This window comes from Actinoallomurus liliacearum (genome assembly GCF_039542035.1).
In the GTDB taxonomy this organism is placed as follows: Bacteria; Actinomycetota; Actinomycetes; order Streptosporangiales; family Streptosporangiaceae; genus Actinoallomurus; species Actinoallomurus liliacearum.
The window spans coordinates 69,505-87,978 of record NZ_BAABHJ010000006.1; the positions used below are offsets into that span (position 1 = coordinate 69,505).

Genomic DNA, 18,474 nt, shown 5'->3' on the forward strand with positions numbered 1-18,474 from the left:
GTCTGGCACGTTCGTACGAACATTGACGCGTTGAGGAGGGCTCTGTGGCCGATCCGAGTGAGCTTTACACGCTGGCCGAGGACATTCCGGAGTTGGGCCGGCCGGTGCTGGTGTACCACCTTGACGGTTTCATGGACGCCGGCCGTGCCGGACAGTTGGCCGCCCGGCACCTGCGGACGATGGACGCCCGGCCCGTCGCGACGTTCGACGTGGACTCGCTGATCGACTACCGCTCACGGCGGCCCCCGATGACCTTCGACACGGATCGTTGGATCGACTACGAGGCCCCCGAACTCGCCGTGTACGCGTGTGAGGACGCCGTCGGGGTGCCGTTCCTGGTGATGACGGGGCCGGAGCCGGACCGGGCGTGGGAGCGGTTCGCCGCCGCGTTCATCTCGCTCAGTGAGCGGCTCGACGTCCAACTGGCGGTCGGCCTGCACGGCATCCCCATGGCGGTGCCGCACACCCGGGAGACCGGCCTGACGCCGCACGGCAACCGTGCCGACCTGCTGGGGGAGCACCCGGCGTGGATCAACCGCGCCGAGGTTCCGGGGAGCGCCGCCGCGCTGATCGAGTACCGCATGGCGGAGGCGGGCCACGACGCCATCGGGTTCGCCGCGCACGTGCCGCACTACCTCGCCCAGTCCGCGTACCCGACGGCCGCGATCGCGCTCCTGAACGGCGTCACGTCCGCCACGGGCCTGATGTTCCCCACCGCCGACCTCGATGAGGCGGCGGCAGAGGCGCGCGAGCAGATCGACAGTGAGGTCGCCGCCTCGGAGGACGTCGCGGAGGCGGTGCGAGGCCTCGAGGCGCAGTACGACGCGGTAGTGGAGGCGGGCCGGAACAGCCTGCCGCTGGCCGGTTCGCCCGCCCGGATGCCGGACGGCGAGGAGATCGCCGCGGAGTTCGAGCGCTTCCTCGCCGAACAGAACGACCAGTAGGCCCGGTGGGGAGCTCCGCGGCGGCCGTCCGACCCGGTGATAAGGGGCCGGAATGGGCTCCTACCTGGGAAGACGCCGATTCGCGGAGGGAGCGTGCATACCCCGCCGGATCCAGGGAAGCATCCGATCGCCCGGAGCCCCGAGTGTAAAAGGAAGCCCTGGATATGCACGTCACCGGCATTATCACCGCCATCATCATCGGTCTGATCATCGGTGTGCTCGGCCGCCTGGTCGTCCCAGGCCGCCAGCACATCCCGATGTGGCTCACCATCGTCATCGGCGTCGTGGCGGCGCTGATCGGCACCGCGATCGCGGGCGGCATCGGCGTCGCGGACACCAAGGGCGTCGACTGGATCGAACTGGTCATCCAGGTCGGCCTGGCGGCCGTCGGCGTGGCCCTGGCGGCCGGGATGTACGGCCGACGAGGGGTGCGCTGACCGCGGAACTGAAGCAACGCGGGCCGGCCGGCCTCACGTCGGCCGGCCCGCGTGCGTCATGCCCGGCTCAGATCGCCGGGCCGCAGGCTTCCATCCCGGCCCGGGCCGGGCCACAGGGCTTCATCCCGGGCTCAGGCCGGCGCCCGCGCGCCATCCCCGGCTCAGGTCGGCCCGCGTAGCTCAGGTCCGGTTTCGGCGCGGGCCGGGCCCGGTTCAGGTCGCCGGGCCCGCGATGCGGCCGCGGAGCAGGTCGACCAGTGTCGCGTGCACGTCGGTGAGCGGACGCGCCGGCTGCAGGGTGCGCCAGTCCAAAGCCACGGTCAGCACCATTCCGAACACCGCCGAGGCCGCCATGCCGACGTCCAGGTCCGCGCGAAGGTCCCCGTTCGCGACGGCGGCGCGCAGCACGTCGGCGATCACCCCGATGGCGCGTTCGCGGATGAGCCGGGCGGCGTTCTGCCAGTCGCCGCCGGCCCGCCAGGTCTCGGCCAGCAGGAGCCGGGCGAACGCCTCGTACTGCCCGATGAAGGCGAGCTCCGCGCCGACCACGGCGTCGAGCGCGTCGAGCGGCGCGCGTCCCTCGGCCGCGGTGCGCAGCGCGGCCGCGAGCCGCTCCACGCCGTACTCCAGCAGCTCGCCGAACAGCGCCGCCTTGCTCGCGAAGTTGTAGTAGACGGTGCCCTTGGCGACCCCGGCGCGTTCGGCGATCTGGTCCACGGTCGTCGCGGAGTAGCCGTGCTCGGCGATCAACTCGACGGCGGCCTCGTACAGGCGTTGCCGCGTGCGTTCCCGTCGGGTGGGCATGGTCTCCCTACAGCTTGAGCACCGGGTGCAGGCGCTTCAGCGTCCACACGCGTTCGCGTCGCACGGTGAGCATGGTCAGTGCCAGGCCGCCGGCCAGGTAGGCCAGCAGCACCGCACAACATTCCCATACCGAGGTGAGCGGCCCGCCACTGATCAGATGCCGCAGCGCGGTGACCACCCGGCCCATCGGCAGGACGGGGTGCAGGACCTGGAAGAACGCCGGGCTGGTCTGGATCGGGTACGTCCCCGCCGACGAGGTCAGCTGCAGCATCAGGAGCACCAGCGCGATCACCCGTCCGACCGGCCCGAACCTGCCGTAGATCAGCTGTACAACGGCCATGAACGAGGCGGCGGTGAGCACGAGGAGAGCGATCAGCCCCGCCCACCGCGCGGCCGTCAGCCCCAGAGCGAACTTCAGCACGAGCAGCAGGACGGCGACCTGCAGGACGCCGACCAGCACCGCCGGGAACCACCCCGCGAACGCCACCCGCCGGGCGGGCGCGGCCGCCGCGAGCGCCCGGGGATTCAGGGGACGCAGCACCATGTAGACGAACATCGCGCCGACCCACAGGGCGAGGGGGATGAAGAACGGGGCGAAACCGGTGCCGTAGTCCGGGGCCGGGTTCGACTTGGCCGTCGCCAGCCGTACGGGGTCGCTCATCACCCCGGAACGCTGGTTCCGCTGGTCCTTGGTGTAGTCGGGGACCTGCCCGGTGCCCTCATGCAGGCCCTTGGCGAGCCGGTGCGCGCCCGTGGACGCCTGGCTCAGCCCGGACTCCAGTTGCCGGGCGCCCGTGTAGAGCCGGCCGAGCCCCGCGTCGAGCCGTACCGCACCGGACCGCAGCCGGGCGAGCCCCTGCGAGAGCTCGACCTCGCCGCTGTAGGCGGTGCCGATGCCCCGGTGCAGCGTGACCAGGCCGGTGGCGACCTGGTGGGCGCCGCTGTTGAGGCGGTGGACGTCGCGCCGGGCCTGCTGCACCTTCCCGGCCAGGTGCGGCGCGTCCGCGGCGAGCCGCCGGGCGTCGGCGGCGAGCCGCCGGGCCTGGGCGGCGACCCGCCGCAGCTCGCCGGTGTGCGCCCGTACCTGGGTGTTGACCTGCCGAGCGGTGGTCAGCACCGTCGTGGCCGCCGAGCAGGCGGACGCCGCCTCCGGATGGGTCGCGGCCAGCGCGCAGATCGTCTTGCGGGCCGCCGCGGCCTGGCGTACGGCCTGGGCGGTCTGGTTCGGGAGGGCGTCGAGGGCGGTCGCGGCGGCGTCGGCGCCACGGGCGACGAGCAGGGCGGCGTTCCCGATGTCCTGGGGATGCCCGTTCAGGACGGGTAGGAGCTTGTCCGTGACCTGGTCGAACATGGTCGTGAGCCGCTGGGTCCCGGCGGCCACCTGGGCGCTGCCCGACTGCAGTTTCGCGGCGCCGGTGTTCAGCTCGGCCAGGCCGGCGACCAGTCGGTCGGCGCCGCTCTTGGCGGTCGCGAGCCCACTGACGAGCTCACCGGTGCCGTTCTTCGCCGTGCCGATGCCCTTCCTGAGCTGGGCGGCGCCGCTCTCGGCCTGGTCGATGCCCCGGGCCAGCCTGTCCGCGCCGTCCGCGGCCTGCTGGAGCTTGTCGTGCAGTTGCCCGAACGAGACGAAGATCTGGTCGAAGTAGTCGTGTACGGCACCGGCCGCGGCGGCGGTCTTGATCTCGTTGAACGCCGCGTTGGCGATGACGCTCGCGATGTAGCTGTTGGCGTCGTTCAGGTGGACCTGGAGGGCGCCCGGCCGCGGCGCGTTCTCCTGGTCCTGCGGCGACGCGAGGCTCGCGCTGAAGTCGGCGGGGATCGTCAGTGACATGTAGTACCGGCCGTTCGCCACGCCGTCGGCGGCCGTACGGTCGTCGACCTGATGCCAGTCGAAGACCTCGCGCCGCTTCAGCTCGTCGGCCAGGTCCTGCCCGGCGTGCACCGTCGCACCGCCGGCGGTGGCCGGCCGGTCGTCGACCACGAGGGCCACCGGCAGCCGGGAGATCTTGCCGTACGGATCCCAGAACGACCACAGGTACAGCCCCGCGTACAAGAGGGGCAGCATCACCAGCGCGACGATCGCGAGGCGGGTGAGCCGGGCCCGGGCGAACCGGCGGAGCTCCAGCCCGGACAGTGACAGAGCGGGGAGCCTCACAGCGCGACCTCCACGTCGGCGAGGTCGGCCGCGGACGCGCCGTCGACGCAGCTCGCGATGATCGTCACCTTGGCCTGCCGCGTGAGGGCGCGCAGGCAGGCCCACATCTCCCGCTGGTGGTCACCGCGCATGCCGTGGTCGACGTCGTCGAGGACGAGGAGCCGGGGCCGGTCCAGCAGGGCGAGGGCGGCGCCGAGCAGGTGCCGGTCGCGGGGACCGAGGTCGCCGGTCGGCGTGTCGGGATCCACGTCCAGGCCGACCGGGGCGAGCGCGGCGGCGACCTCGTCGGACCGCTTCGCCCGGCGGCGGGGGAGGAGCCCGGCGCGCAGGTGCCGGCGCTCGAAGACGTGCTCCGCGACGGTCAGCGCGTCGTCGAGCTCGTTGACGCCTTCCGTCTCCCCGATCGCGGCCACGCGCTGGATCGCCGCCGGGCCCGACCGCCCGGCGACCGTCACCTCTCCGGACGTCGGCCGCATCCGGCCGGCCAGCGTGAGCAGCAGTGACGTCCGCCCGCTCCCGGCCTCGCCGGACACCACGGCCAGGCCGCCCTCGGGTAGTGCGAGGTCGACGTCGCGGTACGCCCAGCCGCGGGCGCCGCGCAGCGCCAGCCCACGGGCTGCGACGAGGGGAGCGGGCGACCGGCGTCCGTCGGGCGGCGCGGGTTCGCCGGGCGGCGCGGGTTCACCGGGCGGCGGTCCGGGCACGTCGGACGGCTCTGCCCTCGGCGTCGATACGTCGGAGGGCTCTGACGCCGGCGGCCCGGTCAGGCCGTGCGGGTCGTCCACCGGCTGCGGCGTCGCGGTGCCTTCGGGTCGAGGGTTCGCTGTCACGGTCGTCTCGCCTGCTTTTGAACTGACTGGTCAGTTCAAAAGTACCGTGATGAGGAGAACCATTGACCGTGATCCGTGGTGACATGACTCACCCGGGGCATTCGTGCCGCTGACCTGCCCGATCGCGGACACCACAAACCGGCGCACCCGGGACACCGGCGGGTTCCACGCCGGCGACGGCCGTCGCCGCGGTCGGCCGGGTCGGCCGCGCCGGCGACGACCGGGCGGCGATCGCCGGGCTCCAGTGGACGTGGTGGCGGCGGAGTGCCGTGCCGGCGCGGGGATCAGGGGTGCCGTCGCACCGAGGTCGTGTCGCTCGTCAGCGGCGATCCGTTCGCTGCCGCGGGCAGGAGGTCGGGTACGCGGGCGCCGTCGCCGTCGACCAGGACCGAGTGCGTCTCGCCCGCCTCGAAGGCGTGGCGTTCGCCCCACTGCCGCAACGTGACGATCACGGGGAAGAGGTCTTTGCCCGCCTCGGTGAGCGCGTACAGCCTGCGTCTGCCCGAAGGGGCGTCGACCTGGGCGAGCAGGCCGTGGGCGGTGAGCTTGCGGAGCCGGTCGGTGAGGATGTTGCGGGCGATGCCGGTGCGCTGCTGGAAGTCGGTGAACGAGCGGGCGCCGTCCATCGCGTCGCGGATGATCAGCAGGCTCCACCGGTCGCCGACCAGATCGACCGTGCGGGCGACCGGGCAGTTCGGGTCCGTCCACGCGGGGCCCTGTCCGTCGGTGTCGTCGCGTGCCATCACCCCTCCAATGAGTTGCGTAATGAAACCATTCTCGCCTACTCTCCGATCGGTTGCAATTTGAAACCAATCGGAGGTGTGCCCGTGAACGGGAGGACGAGGCTGCTGCTGGCGGTGGTGTGCGGCGTCGCGGTGGCGAGCGTTTACGCCGGGCAGCCGGTGCTGGGCCCGATGGGGCGTGACCTGGGTGTTCCGGTCGACTCGCTCGGCTGGTTCGTGGCCATCGGCCAGCTCGGCTATCTGGCGGGACTGGTGCTGCTGGTGCCGTTGGGCGACATGCTCGACCGCAGGCGCTTGATCGCCGCGCACCTCGCCCTGGTGGCCGCGGGAACGGCGATCACCGCGGCAGCGCCGGTCGCCTGGGCGGCATTCTCCGGACTGGCGACGGCGGGCGTGTTCGCGGTGGTGGTGCAGACCACCGTCGCGTACACGGCATCGATCTCCCCGTCCGCCGAGCGCGGGCGCAACCTCGGCATCGTGACCTCGGGCGTGGTGATCGGCATCCTCGGCGCGCGCGTCATCGCGGGAGTCCTCGCCGACCTGTGGGGATGGCGGAGCATCTACCTGACCCTGGCGATCCTCGCCGCCGTCCTCGCGCTGCTCACCCTCGCCCTGCTGCCCGCGGACGTCCGTCCGGGCACGGCACGGTACGGGCAGGTCCTCCGGTCCTTCGGCGGGCTGTTCGCCCAGCCGGTGTTCCTCAGCCGCGGGCTGATCGCGTTCTTCCTGTTCGCCTCGTTCGGCACGCTGTGGAGCGGCATGGCCCTGCCGTTGGCCGGTGCGCCGTGGCACCTCAGCGAAGCGCAGATCGGGCTCTTCGGCGTCGCCGGGCTTGCCGGAGCCCTCGGCGCCGCCCGGTCCGGACGCTGGGGCGATGCCGGGCACGCGCGCCGGGTCACCGGCATCGCACTCGCACTCCTGGTCGCCTCCTGGGCCGCGATCGGACAGCTCCCGTGGTCGCTGCCGCTGCTGATCCTCGGCGTGATCCTGCTCGACTTCGCCGTTCAAGCCGTGCACGTGAGCAACCAGCACACGCTCACCGCCGCCTACCCCGACCGCACCAGCTCCACCATCGGCGCCTACATGGTCTTCTACTCCCTCGGCTCCGCCCTGGGAGCGGCCGCGACCACGGCCCTGTTCGACGCCGCCGGCTGGATCGGCCCCACCGTCCTCGGCGTGGCGCTCGCGCTGTGCGCGCTCGCCACCTGGGCGTTCAGCGCCCGTACGGCGACTCGCGCCGCCCGTCGTCCCCCGCTCGGCCAGGCGGAAGAGGCATTCGATTGATCCCGCGGCTCCGTGCCGCCATCGTCGGCCGACTCGGCTTCGGCGGCGGCGCGGCCAGAACCGCCGTGCGGCACCCCGCGTGGGCGGCCGGCGGGGCCGGCCGCCTCCGCTCAGTCCTGGGGCGCGGCGAGGGCGTCGAGGATCTGCTGGCCGTACTTGGCCAGCTTGCTCTCGCCGACCCCGTTGACGGAGGACAGCTCGGCGAGGGAGCCCGGAACGCGGGTGGCGATCTCGCGCAGCGTCGCGTCGTGGAAGATGACGTACGCGGGCACCCCCTGCTCCTTGGCGGTGGCCGCGCGCCAGGCGCGCAGCCGCTCGAAGACCGGGAGGGCCTCCTCGGGCAGCTCGGGGGCTGCCGCGCGGCCGGCCTTGGCGGCCTTCGCCGCCTTGGGCGCGGTACGCGCCGGGTCGCGGCGCATGGGGACCTGTCGCTCCCCGCGCAGCACGGTCGCGCTGGCGTCGGTGAGCACGAGCGTGCCGTAGTCGCCCTCCACGGCCAGCAGCCCCTGGGCCAGGAGCTGCCGGACGACGCCGCGCCACTCGGCGTCGCTCAGGTCCGTGCCGACGCCGAACACCGTCAGGGTGTCGTGGTCGTTCTGGATGATCTTCGGCGTCTTCTTGCCGAGCAGGATGTCGACGATGTGCCCCGCGCCGAACTTCTGGCGCCGCTCGCGGAGCAGCCGCACGACGGTCGACAGGACCTTCTGCGCGGCGACCGTGCCGTCCCACGACTCCGGCGGCGACAGGCAGGCGTCACAGTTGCCGCACGCGGTGCCGCCCTCCTGCCCGAAGTAGGCGAGCAGCCGGACGCGGCGGCACTCGACGGTCTCGCACAGGGCGAGCATCGCGTCGAGGTGGGCGGCGAGCCGGCGCCGGTGCGCGGCGTCCCCATCTGAGGAGTCGATGAGCTTGCGCTGCTGGACCACGTCCTGCAGGCCGTACGCCATCCAGGCCGTGGACGGCAGGCCGTCGCGCCCGGCGCGGCCGGTCTCCTGGTAGTAGCCCTCGACGGACTTGGGCAGGTCGAGGTGGGCGACGAAGCGCACGTCGGGCTTGTCGATGCCCATGCCGAACGCGATCGTGGCGACCATGACGACGCCGTCCTCGCGCAGGAAGCGCGCCTGGTTCGCCGCGCGGGTGGCCGGGTCGAGGCCCGCGTGGTACGGCAGCGCGGTCACGCCGTTCTCCACGAGGAAGGCGGCGATCTTCTCCACCGACGCGCGGGAGAGGCAGTAGACGATGCCGGCGTCGCCCGGGTGCTCGGTGCGCAGGAACTCCAGCACCTGCCGCTTCGGCTCCCGCTTCGGCACGATGCGGTACTGGATGTTCGGCCGGTCGAAGCTGGCCACGAAGTGGCGGGCGTCCGCCAGGCTCAGCCGCGCCGTGATCTCCTGGTGCGTGGCCGGAGTGGCGGTGGCGGTCAGCGCGATCCTGGGCACGTCGGGCCGGCGTTCGTGCAGCACCGAAAGCGCCAGGTAGTCCGGCCGGAAGTCGTGCCCCCACTGCGCGACGCAGTGCGCCTCGTCGATCGCGAACAGCGAGATGTCGGCCCGGTCGAACAGCCGCAGCGTCGACTCCAGGCGCAGGCGCTCCGGCGCCAGGTAGAGCAGGTCCAGCTCGCCCGCCGCGAACGCCGCCTCGACCGTGCGCCGCTCGTCCGGGTCCTGGGTCGAGTTGAGGAACCACGCGCGCACGCCGAGGGCGCGTAGCGCGTCGACCTGGTCCTGCATCAGGGCGATGAGCGGCGAGACGACGACGCCGACGCCCTTCCGCACGAGCGCGGGGATCTGGTAACACAGCGATTTGCCGCCGCCGGTCGGCATGAGCACCAGCGCGTCCCCGCCGGCGACGACGTGCTCGATGATCTCCTGCTGGCCCTCCCGGAACTCCTCGTAGCCGAAGACCCGCCGCAGGACCTCGGACGCCTCGCTCATCGGTTCGGAAAAGGCCATTCCGCAACCCTACGGCGAAGCGTTCCCTCCCCGCGCCCGGAATCCGCCGCCTGTGGACGACCGAGGTGAGAGTCGCTGGTCCGGCCGGTCCGGCCGGTCCGGCCGGGCGGCCGTCGGCCAGGGCCGGGGTCCGCCCGCAGCCGCGCTACGGCCGTCGCAGGCGGGCGGCGGCGGCCCGCAGCGCCGCGTCGGTCTCCGCGGCGAGCAGGCCGACGAGCTCGCCCGCGGGCACCTCCCGGGAGAGGGCGTGCGCCTGCCCGGCCCACAGGTTCACCAGGTCCGGGTCGCCGGCGGCGCGCGCGGCCTGCCGCAGCGGCGCGGTGACGTGGTGGATCTCGGGGTAGGCGACCGGCGCGTCGTCGCTGTGCCGCTCGAGGAACCCGTTGCGGATGCCGCGCGCGAGGCGCCCGGTGAACGCCCGCGTCATCGCGGTCGGGGTCGGCGAGGCCAGGGCCTGCCGGTGCACCGGGGTAGTGCCCGCCTCCGGGCAGCGCAGGAACGCGGTGCCGAGCTGGGCGGCCGAGGCCCCAGCGGCCAGCGCGGCCGCGATCCCGGCGCCGGTGGCGATGCCGCCGCTCGCCACCAGCGGCACGTCGACGGCGTGCCGCAGGAGCTGGAGCAGGGACAGCAGCCCGATGCCCTCGCCGCGGTCGGCGGGGTCGTCGACGAAGGAGGCGCGGTGCCCCCCCGCCTCCGCGCCCTGGACGACGAGTGCGTCGGCGCCCGCGTCCACCGCCTGGACGGCCTCCTCCTCCCGGGTCACGGTCACCCAGACCTCGCTGCCCGCGCGGCGCAGCCGCTCGACGACGTCGGCGGGCGGGCGACCGAAGGTGAACGACACGACCGGGACGGGCGCGGCGGCGAGCAGGTCGAGCTTCGCCGCCCACTCGTCGTCCTCGAACCGGGACTCGCCGAGACCGGCGCCCGCGCGCGCCGCCTCCTCGGCGAGGCCGGCGGCGTACCGCGCGACGGTCTCGGGGGCCGCCGGGCGGCCGGGGACGAAGAGGTTCACCCCGATGGGCCGTCGGGTCCGGGCTCGCGTCTCGTCGAGCCGGGTGCGCAGGGCCTCGGTCGTGAGATAACCCGCGGCGAGGAATCCCAGCCCACCGGCCTCGCTGACCGCCGCGGTGAGCCGCGGGGTGGACGGGCCTCCGGCCAGCGGGGCCAGCACGATCGGCACGGGCAGTTCGTCGAGGATCATCCCGTCCTCCGTTCGCCGGGGGCCGGACGGACCGACCACGAGTTCGGTGAACGAACCATCGTACGGCGAGTGGCATCCGCGTGCCCGGTCGGGCGCATATCCGGCGAACTGGCGGGTATCGGTGCGCAGTCCCCATCAGTGGCCCCGAGTCAGGGAAGGCGCAAATGCAGTCGGTCGCGAAGCGGCACGGTACGGAGCAAGTCTCCCGGCCTTTCATCACGCGAGTCATACGTTGGCTGTGGGTCCTGCTCGCGCTGGCGGCGGCGGTGGTCTTCGCCGTCGCGCTCGCCCGGCTGACGCTGCGCCCGATGCCCGGAGCCAGCGGTCAGGTGCACGACAACCCGCACCCGGGGGCCACCCTGCGGTTCTACCTCGACCGCCCGAGCATCAAGGAGGCCATCCTCGAGATCGGCGGCAACCTGGCGCTTCTGATGCCCCTGGGCGTTCTGCTGCCCGTCCTGTTCGACCGCTTCCGCGGCGTCATCCGGCTGACCCTGACGGTGGCCGTGATCTCGCTGGCGATCGAGGCGGTCCAGGGCCTGTTGATCACGGGGCGCAGCTTCGACGTGGACGACGTCATCCTCAACACGGCGGGCGCGATGATCGCCTATCTCTTGGTGGGGCGCAGGTTCGGCCGTTGGGCGCACCCCGGTTGACCTGGCAGGCGGGATGCGGTTTCGTTACCTGCCCGTGACGTCTTCTAAGATTGTCGGGTGACAACCATGGCCGCCACCAAGGACGTGTCCCCCGGGGCGGCCGATCCGTGTCGGCTCTTCCGGAGGCTTTCGGGCCCGCTCCCGTGACTTCTCCCGACGCGGTGCCCGGCAGGGTCCGCGTCCCCTGGAACGGCGGGTAGCCGATCTCGAGTCGACCACCGATGAACCGGAGGAGATGACCAAGTGACGGTAGCGGAGGACCGCGGCGCCGCCGCGGTCGCGGAGTTCCTGCGGACGCGGAGGGAGCAGGTGGCGCAACAGTGGGCGGACCTCACGCTCTTCCGCGCCGTGTACGTCTCCGGCCGCGACGCCGCCGTGAGCGCCGCCCACCGCCTCGTGGACGCCCTCACCGAGGTCGCCCGGGACGGACGGGTCGACGACGTCACCGTGCCGGCGCTCGACCAGGTGCGGACCGTTCTGGCCCAGATGGTCGCCGCACGGGCCAGGTCCGGGTCGCCGCTGCGGGTGGCGGCGGAGGTCGCCGAGCTCAAGCGGCCGGTGATCGCCATGGTCGACCGCGAGTTCGCGGACGTCGACCGGGGCGCGGCGCTGATCGCCGCCACCGACCTGATGGGCACGCTCCGCCTCGTCGGCATGGAGATCTCCCTGAGCGACGAGGGCGACATCGTGGCCCGGCAGCGCCAGCAGCTGCTCGAGGTCGCCACGCCGGTCCTGAAGCTATGGGACAGGGTGGTGGCGGTCCCGCTGATCGGGACCCTCGACAGCGCCCGCACCCAGGTGGTCATGGAGACGCTGCTGGAGGCCATCGTCGACCAGCACGCCACCGTGGCGATCCTCGACATCACGGGGGTTCCGCTCGTCGACACGGTGGTGGCCCAGCATCTGATGAAGACCGCGCTGGCCGTACGCCTCATGGGCGCCCGGTGCGTGGTCAGCGGGATCCGGCCCCAGATCGCCCAGACGATCGTCCAGCTCGGCATCGACCTGGGCGACATCACCACCCGAGCCACTCTGGCCGACGCGCTCGAATGGTCGCTCGGCCAGGTCGGCACCAGCGTCGGCCGGGCGTGAACGCGGCGACCGGCATGCGGCGCGTGTCCGTGCACCGGATCGGTGAGCTCCTGCTGGCGAGCATCCAGCAGGAGCTCACCGACTCCCTCGCGGTCGCGTTGCAGCAGGATCTGGCGGAGATGGCCGCGGCGGGCACCGACGGTGTGATCATCGACATCTCTCAGGTGGACATGATCGACTCGTTCCTCGCCCGCGTCCTGGCGGAGATCGCCGAGGCGACGCGCGTCCTGGCGGGCCGGACGGTCGTGTGCGGGATGCGGCCGTCCGTGGCGATCACCATGGTGGAGATGGGTCTCGGCCTGCCGGGACTCCAGACGGCGAGGTCGTTGGAGGACGCCCTCGCCCTCTTCGAGGTGGACGGGGTGGGCCCGTGACCACAGCGGCCGTGACGACCCTGCCCATCACCAGCGACATGGAGATCGCCGGTGTCCGCCAGGCGGTCCGTGAGGCCGCCGTGGCGGCCGGCTTCAGCCTGGTCGAGCAGACCAAGCTCGTCACCGCCGCCAGCGAGCTCGCCCGGAACACCCTGGTGCACGGTGGAGGCGGCCAGATGGAGATCGCGATGCCGGAGGCGCCCGGGGGCCGGGGCGTCCGGCTGCGGTTCAGCGACCAGGGGCCGGGCATCGCCGACGTGGAGACGGCGCTGTCCGACGGGTACACGACGGGACACGGGCTCGGCCTGGGGCTCGGCGGCGCGCGCCGGCTCGTACAGGAGTTCGCGATCGAGACCGGTGCCGGCCGCGGAACGACCGTGACGGTCACGGCGTGGCCGCGCGGAGTCCGGGGAGCCTGAGGTGAGCCTCCGCGTGCAGGTGGGCGCGGGCTGGAACCTATCCGTGTCCGACGAGAGCCAGGTCCACGGCGCGGTCGCCGCGACCACGGCCGCGGCCCGGACGGCGGGGCTCGACGCGCGGTCGACCGCACGCTGCGAACTGCTCGCGACGGAGCTGGCCACCAACCTGGTCAAGCACGCGTACGGCGGCCGGTTGCTGGTGACCGCGTCAGGACACGGCGTCGTCCAGTTGGCCGCCGTCGACCGCGGACCGGGCATCGCCGACGTTCCCGCGTCGATGGCGGACGGCTACACGACGACGTCGTCCCTCGGCGGCGGATTGGGGACCTGCCGCCGTGTGGCCACCCGGTTCGACCTGTACAGCCGGCCGGGGCAGGGCACCGTGGTGCTGGCCCGCGTCGGCGCCGCCGCGGAGGAGAGCGCGGACGGGATCGAGGTCGGCGGCGTGCTCACCCCACACCCCGCGGAGTCGGTGGTGGGAGACGGGTACGGCGTCGCCTGGGAGGGCGACCGGTTGACCGTCGCGGTCGTCGACGGCCTGGGGCACGGCCCCCGCGCGGCCGAGGCCCGGCAGGCGACCCTCGACCTCGCCGGGCGGCACACCGTCACCGACGTCTCCCGGCTGCTGCGCGAGCTCGACACCGGCCTGCGGACCACCAGGGGAGTGGCGGCCGGGGTGGCCCAGGTCGACGGCTGGGGGCGCAGGCTGACCTACGGCTGTGTGGGAAACGTCACCGGCCGGCTCTACCCGCCGCGCGAGGGGCGTACCCTCCTGTGCATGCCCGGCATTCTCGGCGCCGGAGTCCCCACCCGCTCCCATCGGCTCGACTCGGCCGACTGGACGGATCCCGCGTTGCTCGTCATGCACACCGACGGGATCAACGGCCGCTGGCGGCTGGAGGACTACCCGGAGGTCGACCGTCACCACCCCGCCATCCTGGCCGCGCTGATCTGGCGGGACGCGCACCGCGGCAACGACGACGCCACCGTGGTGGTGATCAGGACCCCAACGAACAAGGACGTCCGATGAGGCAGCGGATCTACGACGGACCCGTCACGGACGCCGGCCCGGCGCTGGCCTCCGCCGCGGCCGCCGCGGTCCGGCTCGGGGTGGCGGCCGACGAACGCGCGCGCTTCCTCGCGGCCGTCGCACGGGCGCTGCGCGACCACCACCCCGCGGGCACCGTCGAGCTGAGCGCCGAGGACCACCGGCTGACGGCCGTGATCAAGGTCGGGACGCCCCCGGAGGGTACGGTCACCCTGGCCACGGCCGTGGGGACGGCCCCACGACCGATCGACGGCACGCCCGCCGCACGCGACGGAGCCGCGTCGCCCGATGGGGCCGGGTCGCTGGACGGGACCGCGTCGCTGGACGGAGCCGGGTCGCTGGACGGGACCGCGTCGCTCGACGGGGCCGGGTCGCTCGGCGGGACCGCGTTGCTCGATCACCTCATCGAGCTGCAGACCATGGTCGAGTGGTCCCAGGAAGAGCTGGAGCAGACCAACAAGGGCGTCGTCGCGCTGCACGCGGAGCTCGCCGAGAACGCCGAGCGGCTGCGCAAGGCGAGCGAACTGCAGCAGCGTTCCCTCCGCGCCGAGCGTACGGCCCGCGCGGCGGCCGACGCGGCGCGGTCCCGGCTGGCGTTCCTGGCGCACGCCGGGTCGACGCTGTCGGAGTCCCTGGACCACGAGACGGTCCTGGCCCGGCTGCACTCCCTCGTCGTCCCCCGTTACGCCTCGGCGGTGACCGTGTGGCTGGTGCGCGGGTCCGGGCCGTTGGAACCGGTCCCGGCCGCGTCGTCCGCCGCGGCGCCGTCGCCATACGTGGAGAAGGCCTATGTCAGCGGCCGCGTGCAGCGGGTCACCGTGGCCCGTGACGACCCGCACCCGTCCAGGGACCTCGACACCAGACCGGGACGGGAGCCGCTCCTGGCGCTTCCGCTGATCTCCCACGGAGTCACCCTGGGCGTCCTGGAGGCCAGGGCCGCGGCGGCGTCGTTCGGCACCGAGGACATCGCGATGTTCCGGGAACTGGCGCGGCTCACCGCGGCGGCGATCGACAACGCGCTGCGCTACGAGCACGAGCGCGACGTCGCCGAACGCCTGCAGCGCGCCATGCTCACCGATCTGCCGCCGGCCGCGCGGCTGGAGTTCACCGCGCGCTATCTTCCGGCCGAGGCGGGACTGAACGTCGGCGGCGACTGGTACGACGCGTTCGAGCGCCCGGACGGCGACGTGATCATCGCTGTCGGCGACGTCACCGGGCACGGGCTGCAGGCGGCCACGCTGATGGGTCAGCTGCGCACCGCCCTGCGCGCCTACGCGATGGACGCCGAGGGCCCCGGCGAGGTGCTCACCTGCATGCACCGGATGCTGTCCCACCTGCAGCCGGAGGACCTGGCGACCGCCGTGCTCGCCCAGATGTCGCCCGACGGCCGGTTGCGCTGGTCGAACGCCGGCCATCCGCCGCCGCTGCTGCGCGCGCCGGACGGCTCGGTCACCGTCCTGCACGGCCATGACTTCCTGCTCGGCATGCCGTTCGAGAAGGCCGCGATCAAGGAGCACCGCACCTGGCTGACGCCCGGATGCGCCGTGATCTTCTACACCGACGGCCTGATCGAGCGCCGCGACGCGAGCCTGGATCACGGCATCGAGCGCCTCGCCGCCGCGTTCCGGTCGGCCGAGGGCGAGCTTGACCACGTCGCCGACAGCGTGCTCGAGGCCATGTTGAGCGACAGCGTCCGGGAGGACGACACCTGCCTGCTGATCTACCGTGCGTTGCCTGATCCCGTGGCCGGTCCGGACCTCGGGACGGAGCCGCTCCTGTCGTGCCGGGAGGGCGGGCCGGACGCCTGACGGACGGCATGGGAACGGCCCCGCACCGCTGAGTGCGAGGCCGTCCCCGATCGGCGGGGTCAGGAGGTGACGGTGAGCGTCTCGGCGACGGGGCGCGGGCTGTTCGGGGTGCACGTGGCCGTGATGTTCCCGAAGATCGCGACGTTCGCCTTGATGCTGAGGTTGCCGCCCTGGAACTGATCGGTGCCGACCACGGTCGGCGTCCAGTTGCCGGCGACGTCGGCCGTGATGGGCTGGTTGGCGGGAAGCGCGCCACCGGAGCCGGTGAGCGGGAAGGACGCGGTCTGCGCGCCGCTGACGTCGGCGGTCAGGGTGGCGCTCCAGGAGTTGATCGCCAGGGGGGAGGACAGGGTGGTCACCACGTGCACCGTCGCGTGGACCGAGGTGTTGACCTTGGCCGGGTTCGGCGACGCCGTGGCGGTTCCGTTCACGCTGATGCTCTGGGTTCCGAGGATCGAGTTGCAGGTGTAGGAGGTCGAGAAGGTCGACGCGCCGGCCGGTGCCTGTGCCGCGACGATGCCGAGGCCGCCGAGGGCGATGACCGTGGCGGCGGTGGCCGCGCGCCGGCCCAGGGAGGTGTTCATGGCGGGGCTCCTTCCGGCCCGGGAACCGAGCGGGGGGATGTTGACCCGGGCCTCTTACTTATCTGTAACAAGCCGGTAATGCCCGTCAACTTACTAGTGAGTAAGCTTCATGTTTTAGGAGTCCGGGCGCGCGCGAAGGGGTCCCGCACCCGAAAGGTGCGAGACCCCTTGCCGGCGGCGCCCGGTCGCGTACGCGACCCGGGTGGGCCTGGCGAATCCGCTGTCCGGCGCCCGAGCGCGTCCTGGCCGGACGCCGGCCTGCTATCGGCTGCCCGTGATCAGCACCCGCAGTCGTCCCAGCAGTCGTCCCAGCAGTCCCAGCCGCTCCAGCAGCCGCCCCAGCCGCCACCGCAGGTCACGAGGCTCTGAGGAGCGCCGCTCACCGTCTGGGCGCCGGCCGGCGCGGCGGCGCCCAGCGTGAGGGCGGTCGCTCCCGCAAAGGCCAGGCCGGAGATGCCGAGTGCCATCCGCTTCGGAATCCTCATCTGAAGAACCTCCTTGGGTCGGCGCGTTGGCGTGTCGTGTTGATCACGCCCGGCAATTGGGCCATTTCAGCCCGTTCGCCACAAACAACACCATATCCCCGGCTGGTCGGAATCAACCGCAAAAGTCCATATATGGCGATAATTGACTCTCGTCCTCCATGCAACATATCTGCGCTTTAGGCGGCAAATGTAGCTACTTTGGATCCGGGGCAGCGGGTGGTCGTACGAGACGGATTCGCAGGCCGTGCCATACGTCCGGAGCAGGCCGCCGGTCGATGGTGGGCGAGGAACCGCCCGGCTCCGAGGCGATGAGTGCACCGGCTCGCCGGCGAGGCCCGGCCGTGCCGGTGGCGCCCGACCGGGCGCCGCGAATGGCGCTTTTCTTCGCCTTCGTTGGACGCATGCTCCGGCATCATCCTTATCAATCAGGACACAGCCTAAGGAATCGCCAAGGGAAGTCGGCGCAATGGAATCCTTATGCGCGGGCCTCCGGTCCGCAATGGACGGCAAACGGGGATTCCGCCGCGTCGCGGGGCCGTGGGCCGGCCGGCCCGAGCGAGGCGCCGGCGCGCGCCGCCTGTCCACCGCCGGGCGGGCGAGATCCGTCCGCCGTTCGGCGGGGCCACGGGGTCACGGGACCAACGGGAGCCTGTCAAGGACCTTTCGCCCTTGGAGTCCCCGTCTCCCGCCGGATGTCCTGAACATGAGGCTTTATGGCGGACGGCGGATGGCGGATGGCGACCGAGCGCAGCGCCGCGGGCACCGGAGAGGAGACGACCCTCGTGAACGAGATCCTCGCGGGAACGGACGGGTCCGACAGCGGCACGGCCGCCACGCGTTGGGCCGCCGAGGAGGCGGGCCGCCGGGCCCTGCCCCTGCGGATCCTCCACGCCGTCGCCCCATGGCTGTACGAGACACCGGTCGACCCGCGCTTCGCCTCGATACGGACGTGGCTGCTGTCCCAGGGTCGTACGGTCGTCGACGAGGCGGTCGCGGCCGCGCGCGAGCGCGCTCCCGGCGTCGAGATCGAGGGCGAGCTCGTGCCGGGGCCGGCGACCCGGATCCTCCTGGAGCGGGCGGGTGCGGCCGCGATGGTCGTGCTGGGCGGCCGCGGAGTCGGTGCGGCGGCGGGCCTCCTGCTGGGCTCGACGACGCTGCAGGTGGTCGCGCACGCGCCGGTGCCCGTCGTCGTGGTCCGGAGCCTGCAACCGCCGGCCCGGCGGGAGGTCGTGATCGGCGTGGACACGGCGGCGACCGGAGAGGCGGCGATCGCCATGGCGTTCGAGGAGGCGGCGCTGCGGACCGCGCTGCTGCGCGTGATGCACGCCTGGTGGCATCCGGCCTCGACCGCTCCGGGCGACATCCAGCCGCTGGTGTACGACCCGCAGGTCATGGCCGAGGACGAGCTGCGGCGGATCGAGGAGGCGCTCGTGCCCTGGCGGGGCAAGTTCCCCGGCGTCGAGGTGATCCCGGAGGCGGTGCACGGCCGCGCCGCACGGGTACTCGCCGACGCCTCCGAGGGAGCGGAGCTGCTGGTCGTGGGGACCCGCGGCCGGGGCGGCTTCAAAGGGCTGCTGCTCGGCTCGGTCTCGCACGCGCTGCTGCACCGGGCGAAGTGCCCGCTGGCCGTCGTACCGGCCGGGCGGTGACGGTCCCGG

18 protein-coding genes are annotated in these 18,474 nt (G+C 72.9%); 10 read left to right on the forward strand and 8 right to left on the reverse strand.

All coding sequences use genetic code 11. The features are described from left to right. Window positions 1–44 precede the first annotated feature (44 nt). Together ABD978_RS13995 and ABD978_RS14000 are read left to right on the forward strand one after the other, a co-directional pair. The gene (locus ABD978_RS13995) at window positions 45–944 is read left to right on the forward strand and encodes a proteasome assembly chaperone family protein (protein ID WP_345353762.1); all 900 of its coding nucleotides are present in this window, start codon (window positions 45–47) and stop codon (window positions 942–944) included. Between the two features lie 164 nt (window positions 945–1,108). Then, window positions 1,109–1,381, forward strand: a complete 273-nt coding sequence (locus tag ABD978_RS14000) for a GlsB/YeaQ/YmgE family stress response membrane protein (protein ID WP_345353763.1) — start codon at window positions 1,109–1,111, stop codon at window positions 1,379–1,381. Window positions 1,382–1,594: 213 nt separating this feature from the next. On the opposite strand, the gene ABD978_RS14005 is transcribed toward ABD978_RS14000, so the two are convergent. The 4 genes from ABD978_RS14005 to ABD978_RS14020 form a co-directional block, all read right to left on the reverse strand. Further along, a complete protein-coding gene (locus ABD978_RS14005) occupies window positions 1,595–2,185 on the reverse strand; it encodes a TetR/AcrR family transcriptional regulator (protein ID WP_345353764.1) in 591 nt (196 codons plus the stop codon). Between the two features lie 7 nt (window positions 2,186–2,192). Then, the gene (locus ABD978_RS14010) at window positions 2,193–4,340 is read right to left on the reverse strand and encodes a YhgE/Pip family protein (protein WP_345353765.1); all 2,148 of its coding nucleotides are present in this window, start codon (window positions 4,338–4,340) and stop codon (window positions 2,193–2,195) included. Next, window positions 4,337–5,170 (reverse strand): ATP-binding cassette domain-containing protein, encoded by an 834-nt coding sequence (locus ABD978_RS14015; RefSeq protein WP_345353766.1) that lies wholly within the window; start codon window positions 5,168–5,170, stop codon window positions 4,337–4,339. The genes ABD978_RS14010 and ABD978_RS14015 overlap by 4 nt, the downstream gene beginning before the upstream one ends. 284 nt (window positions 5,171–5,454) lie before the next feature. Beyond that, on the reverse strand, window positions 5,455–5,913 hold the full coding sequence (locus ABD978_RS14020; protein ID WP_345353767.1) for a winged helix-turn-helix transcriptional regulator: 459 nt from the start codon (window positions 5,911–5,913) through the stop codon (window positions 5,455–5,457). An 84-nt stretch (window positions 5,914–5,997) separates the two neighbouring features. On the opposite strand from ABD978_RS14020, the gene ABD978_RS14025 reads away from it, so the two are divergent. Continuing rightward, entirely contained in the window at window positions 5,998–7,197 is a 1,200-nt protein-coding gene (locus ABD978_RS14025; protein ID WP_345353768.1) for an MFS transporter, read from the forward strand. 110 nt (window positions 7,198–7,307) lie between these two features. Here ABD978_RS14025 and recQ read toward each other — a convergent pair whose 3' ends face one another. Both recQ and ABD978_RS14035 read right to left on the reverse strand, forming a co-directional pair. Beyond that, window positions 7,308–9,149, reverse strand: coding sequence for a DNA helicase RecQ (gene recQ, locus ABD978_RS14030; RefSeq protein ID WP_345353769.1), 1,842 nt, complete (start codon window positions 9,147–9,149; stop codon window positions 7,308–7,310). 145 nt (window positions 9,150–9,294) lie between these two features. Then, window positions 9,295–10,350, reverse strand: a complete 1,056-nt coding sequence (locus tag ABD978_RS14035; RefSeq protein ID WP_345353770.1) for a nitronate monooxygenase — start codon at window positions 10,348–10,350, stop codon at window positions 9,295–9,297. Between the two features lie 164 nt (window positions 10,351–10,514). Between ABD978_RS14035 and ABD978_RS14040 the strand changes: the two genes are divergently transcribed. The 6 genes from ABD978_RS14040 to ABD978_RS14065 all read left to right on the forward strand — a co-directional run bounded on the left by ABD978_RS14040 (window position 10,515) and on the right by ABD978_RS14065 (window position 15,747). Continuing rightward, the gene (locus tag ABD978_RS14040; protein WP_345353771.1) at window positions 10,515–11,006 is read left to right on the forward strand and encodes a VanZ family protein; all 492 of its coding nucleotides are present in this window, start codon (window positions 10,515–10,517) and stop codon (window positions 11,004–11,006) included. Window positions 11,007–11,249: 243 nt separating this feature from the next. After that, the gene (locus ABD978_RS14045; protein WP_345353772.1) at window positions 11,250–12,098 is read left to right on the forward strand and encodes an STAS domain-containing protein; all 849 of its coding nucleotides are present in this window, start codon (window positions 11,250–11,252) and stop codon (window positions 12,096–12,098) included. Next, window positions 12,095–12,472, forward strand: a complete 378-nt coding sequence (locus ABD978_RS14050; RefSeq protein ID WP_345353773.1) for an STAS domain-containing protein — start codon at window positions 12,095–12,097, stop codon at window positions 12,470–12,472. Before ABD978_RS14045 ends, ABD978_RS14050 begins: the two co-directional genes overlap by 4 nt. Further along, on the forward strand, window positions 12,469–12,891 hold the full coding sequence (locus tag ABD978_RS14055) for an ATP-binding protein (protein WP_345353774.1): 423 nt from the start codon (window positions 12,469–12,471) through the stop codon (window positions 12,889–12,891). The genes ABD978_RS14050 and ABD978_RS14055 overlap by 4 nt, the downstream gene beginning before the upstream one ends. A 1-nt stretch (window position 12,892) precedes the next feature. Then, window positions 12,893–13,921 carry an ATP-binding protein gene (locus tag ABD978_RS14060; protein WP_345353775.1) on the forward strand — a complete coding sequence of 343 codons (1,029 nt, stop codon included), beginning with the start codon at window positions 12,893–12,895 and terminating at the stop codon, window positions 13,919–13,921. Then, window positions 13,918–15,747 carry a PP2C family protein-serine/threonine phosphatase gene (locus ABD978_RS14065; RefSeq protein ID WP_345353776.1) on the forward strand — a complete coding sequence of 610 codons (1,830 nt, stop codon included), beginning with the start codon at window positions 13,918–13,920 and terminating at the stop codon, window positions 15,745–15,747. Before ABD978_RS14060 ends, ABD978_RS14065 begins: the two co-directional genes overlap by 4 nt. A gap of 59 nt (window positions 15,748–15,806) precedes the next feature. Here the strand turns inward: ABD978_RS14065 and ABD978_RS14070 are convergent, their stop codons facing one another. Next, entirely contained in the window at window positions 15,807–16,331 is a 525-nt protein-coding gene (locus tag ABD978_RS14070) for a RodZ family helix-turn-helix domain-containing protein (RefSeq protein WP_345353777.1), read from the reverse strand. 278 nt (window positions 16,332–16,609) lie between these two features. After that, the gene (locus ABD978_RS14075) at window positions 16,610–16,816 is read right to left on the reverse strand and encodes a hypothetical protein (RefSeq protein ID WP_345353778.1); all 207 of its coding nucleotides are present in this window, start codon (window positions 16,814–16,816) and stop codon (window positions 16,610–16,612) included. Window positions 16,817–17,529: 713 nt separating this feature from the next. Here ABD978_RS14075 and ABD978_RS14080 point away from each other — a divergent pair. Then, window positions 17,530–18,465, forward strand: coding sequence for a universal stress protein (locus ABD978_RS14080; RefSeq protein ID WP_345353779.1), 936 nt, complete (start codon window positions 17,530–17,532; stop codon window positions 18,463–18,465). The last annotated feature ends 9 nt before the right edge of the window (window positions 18,466–18,474 follow it).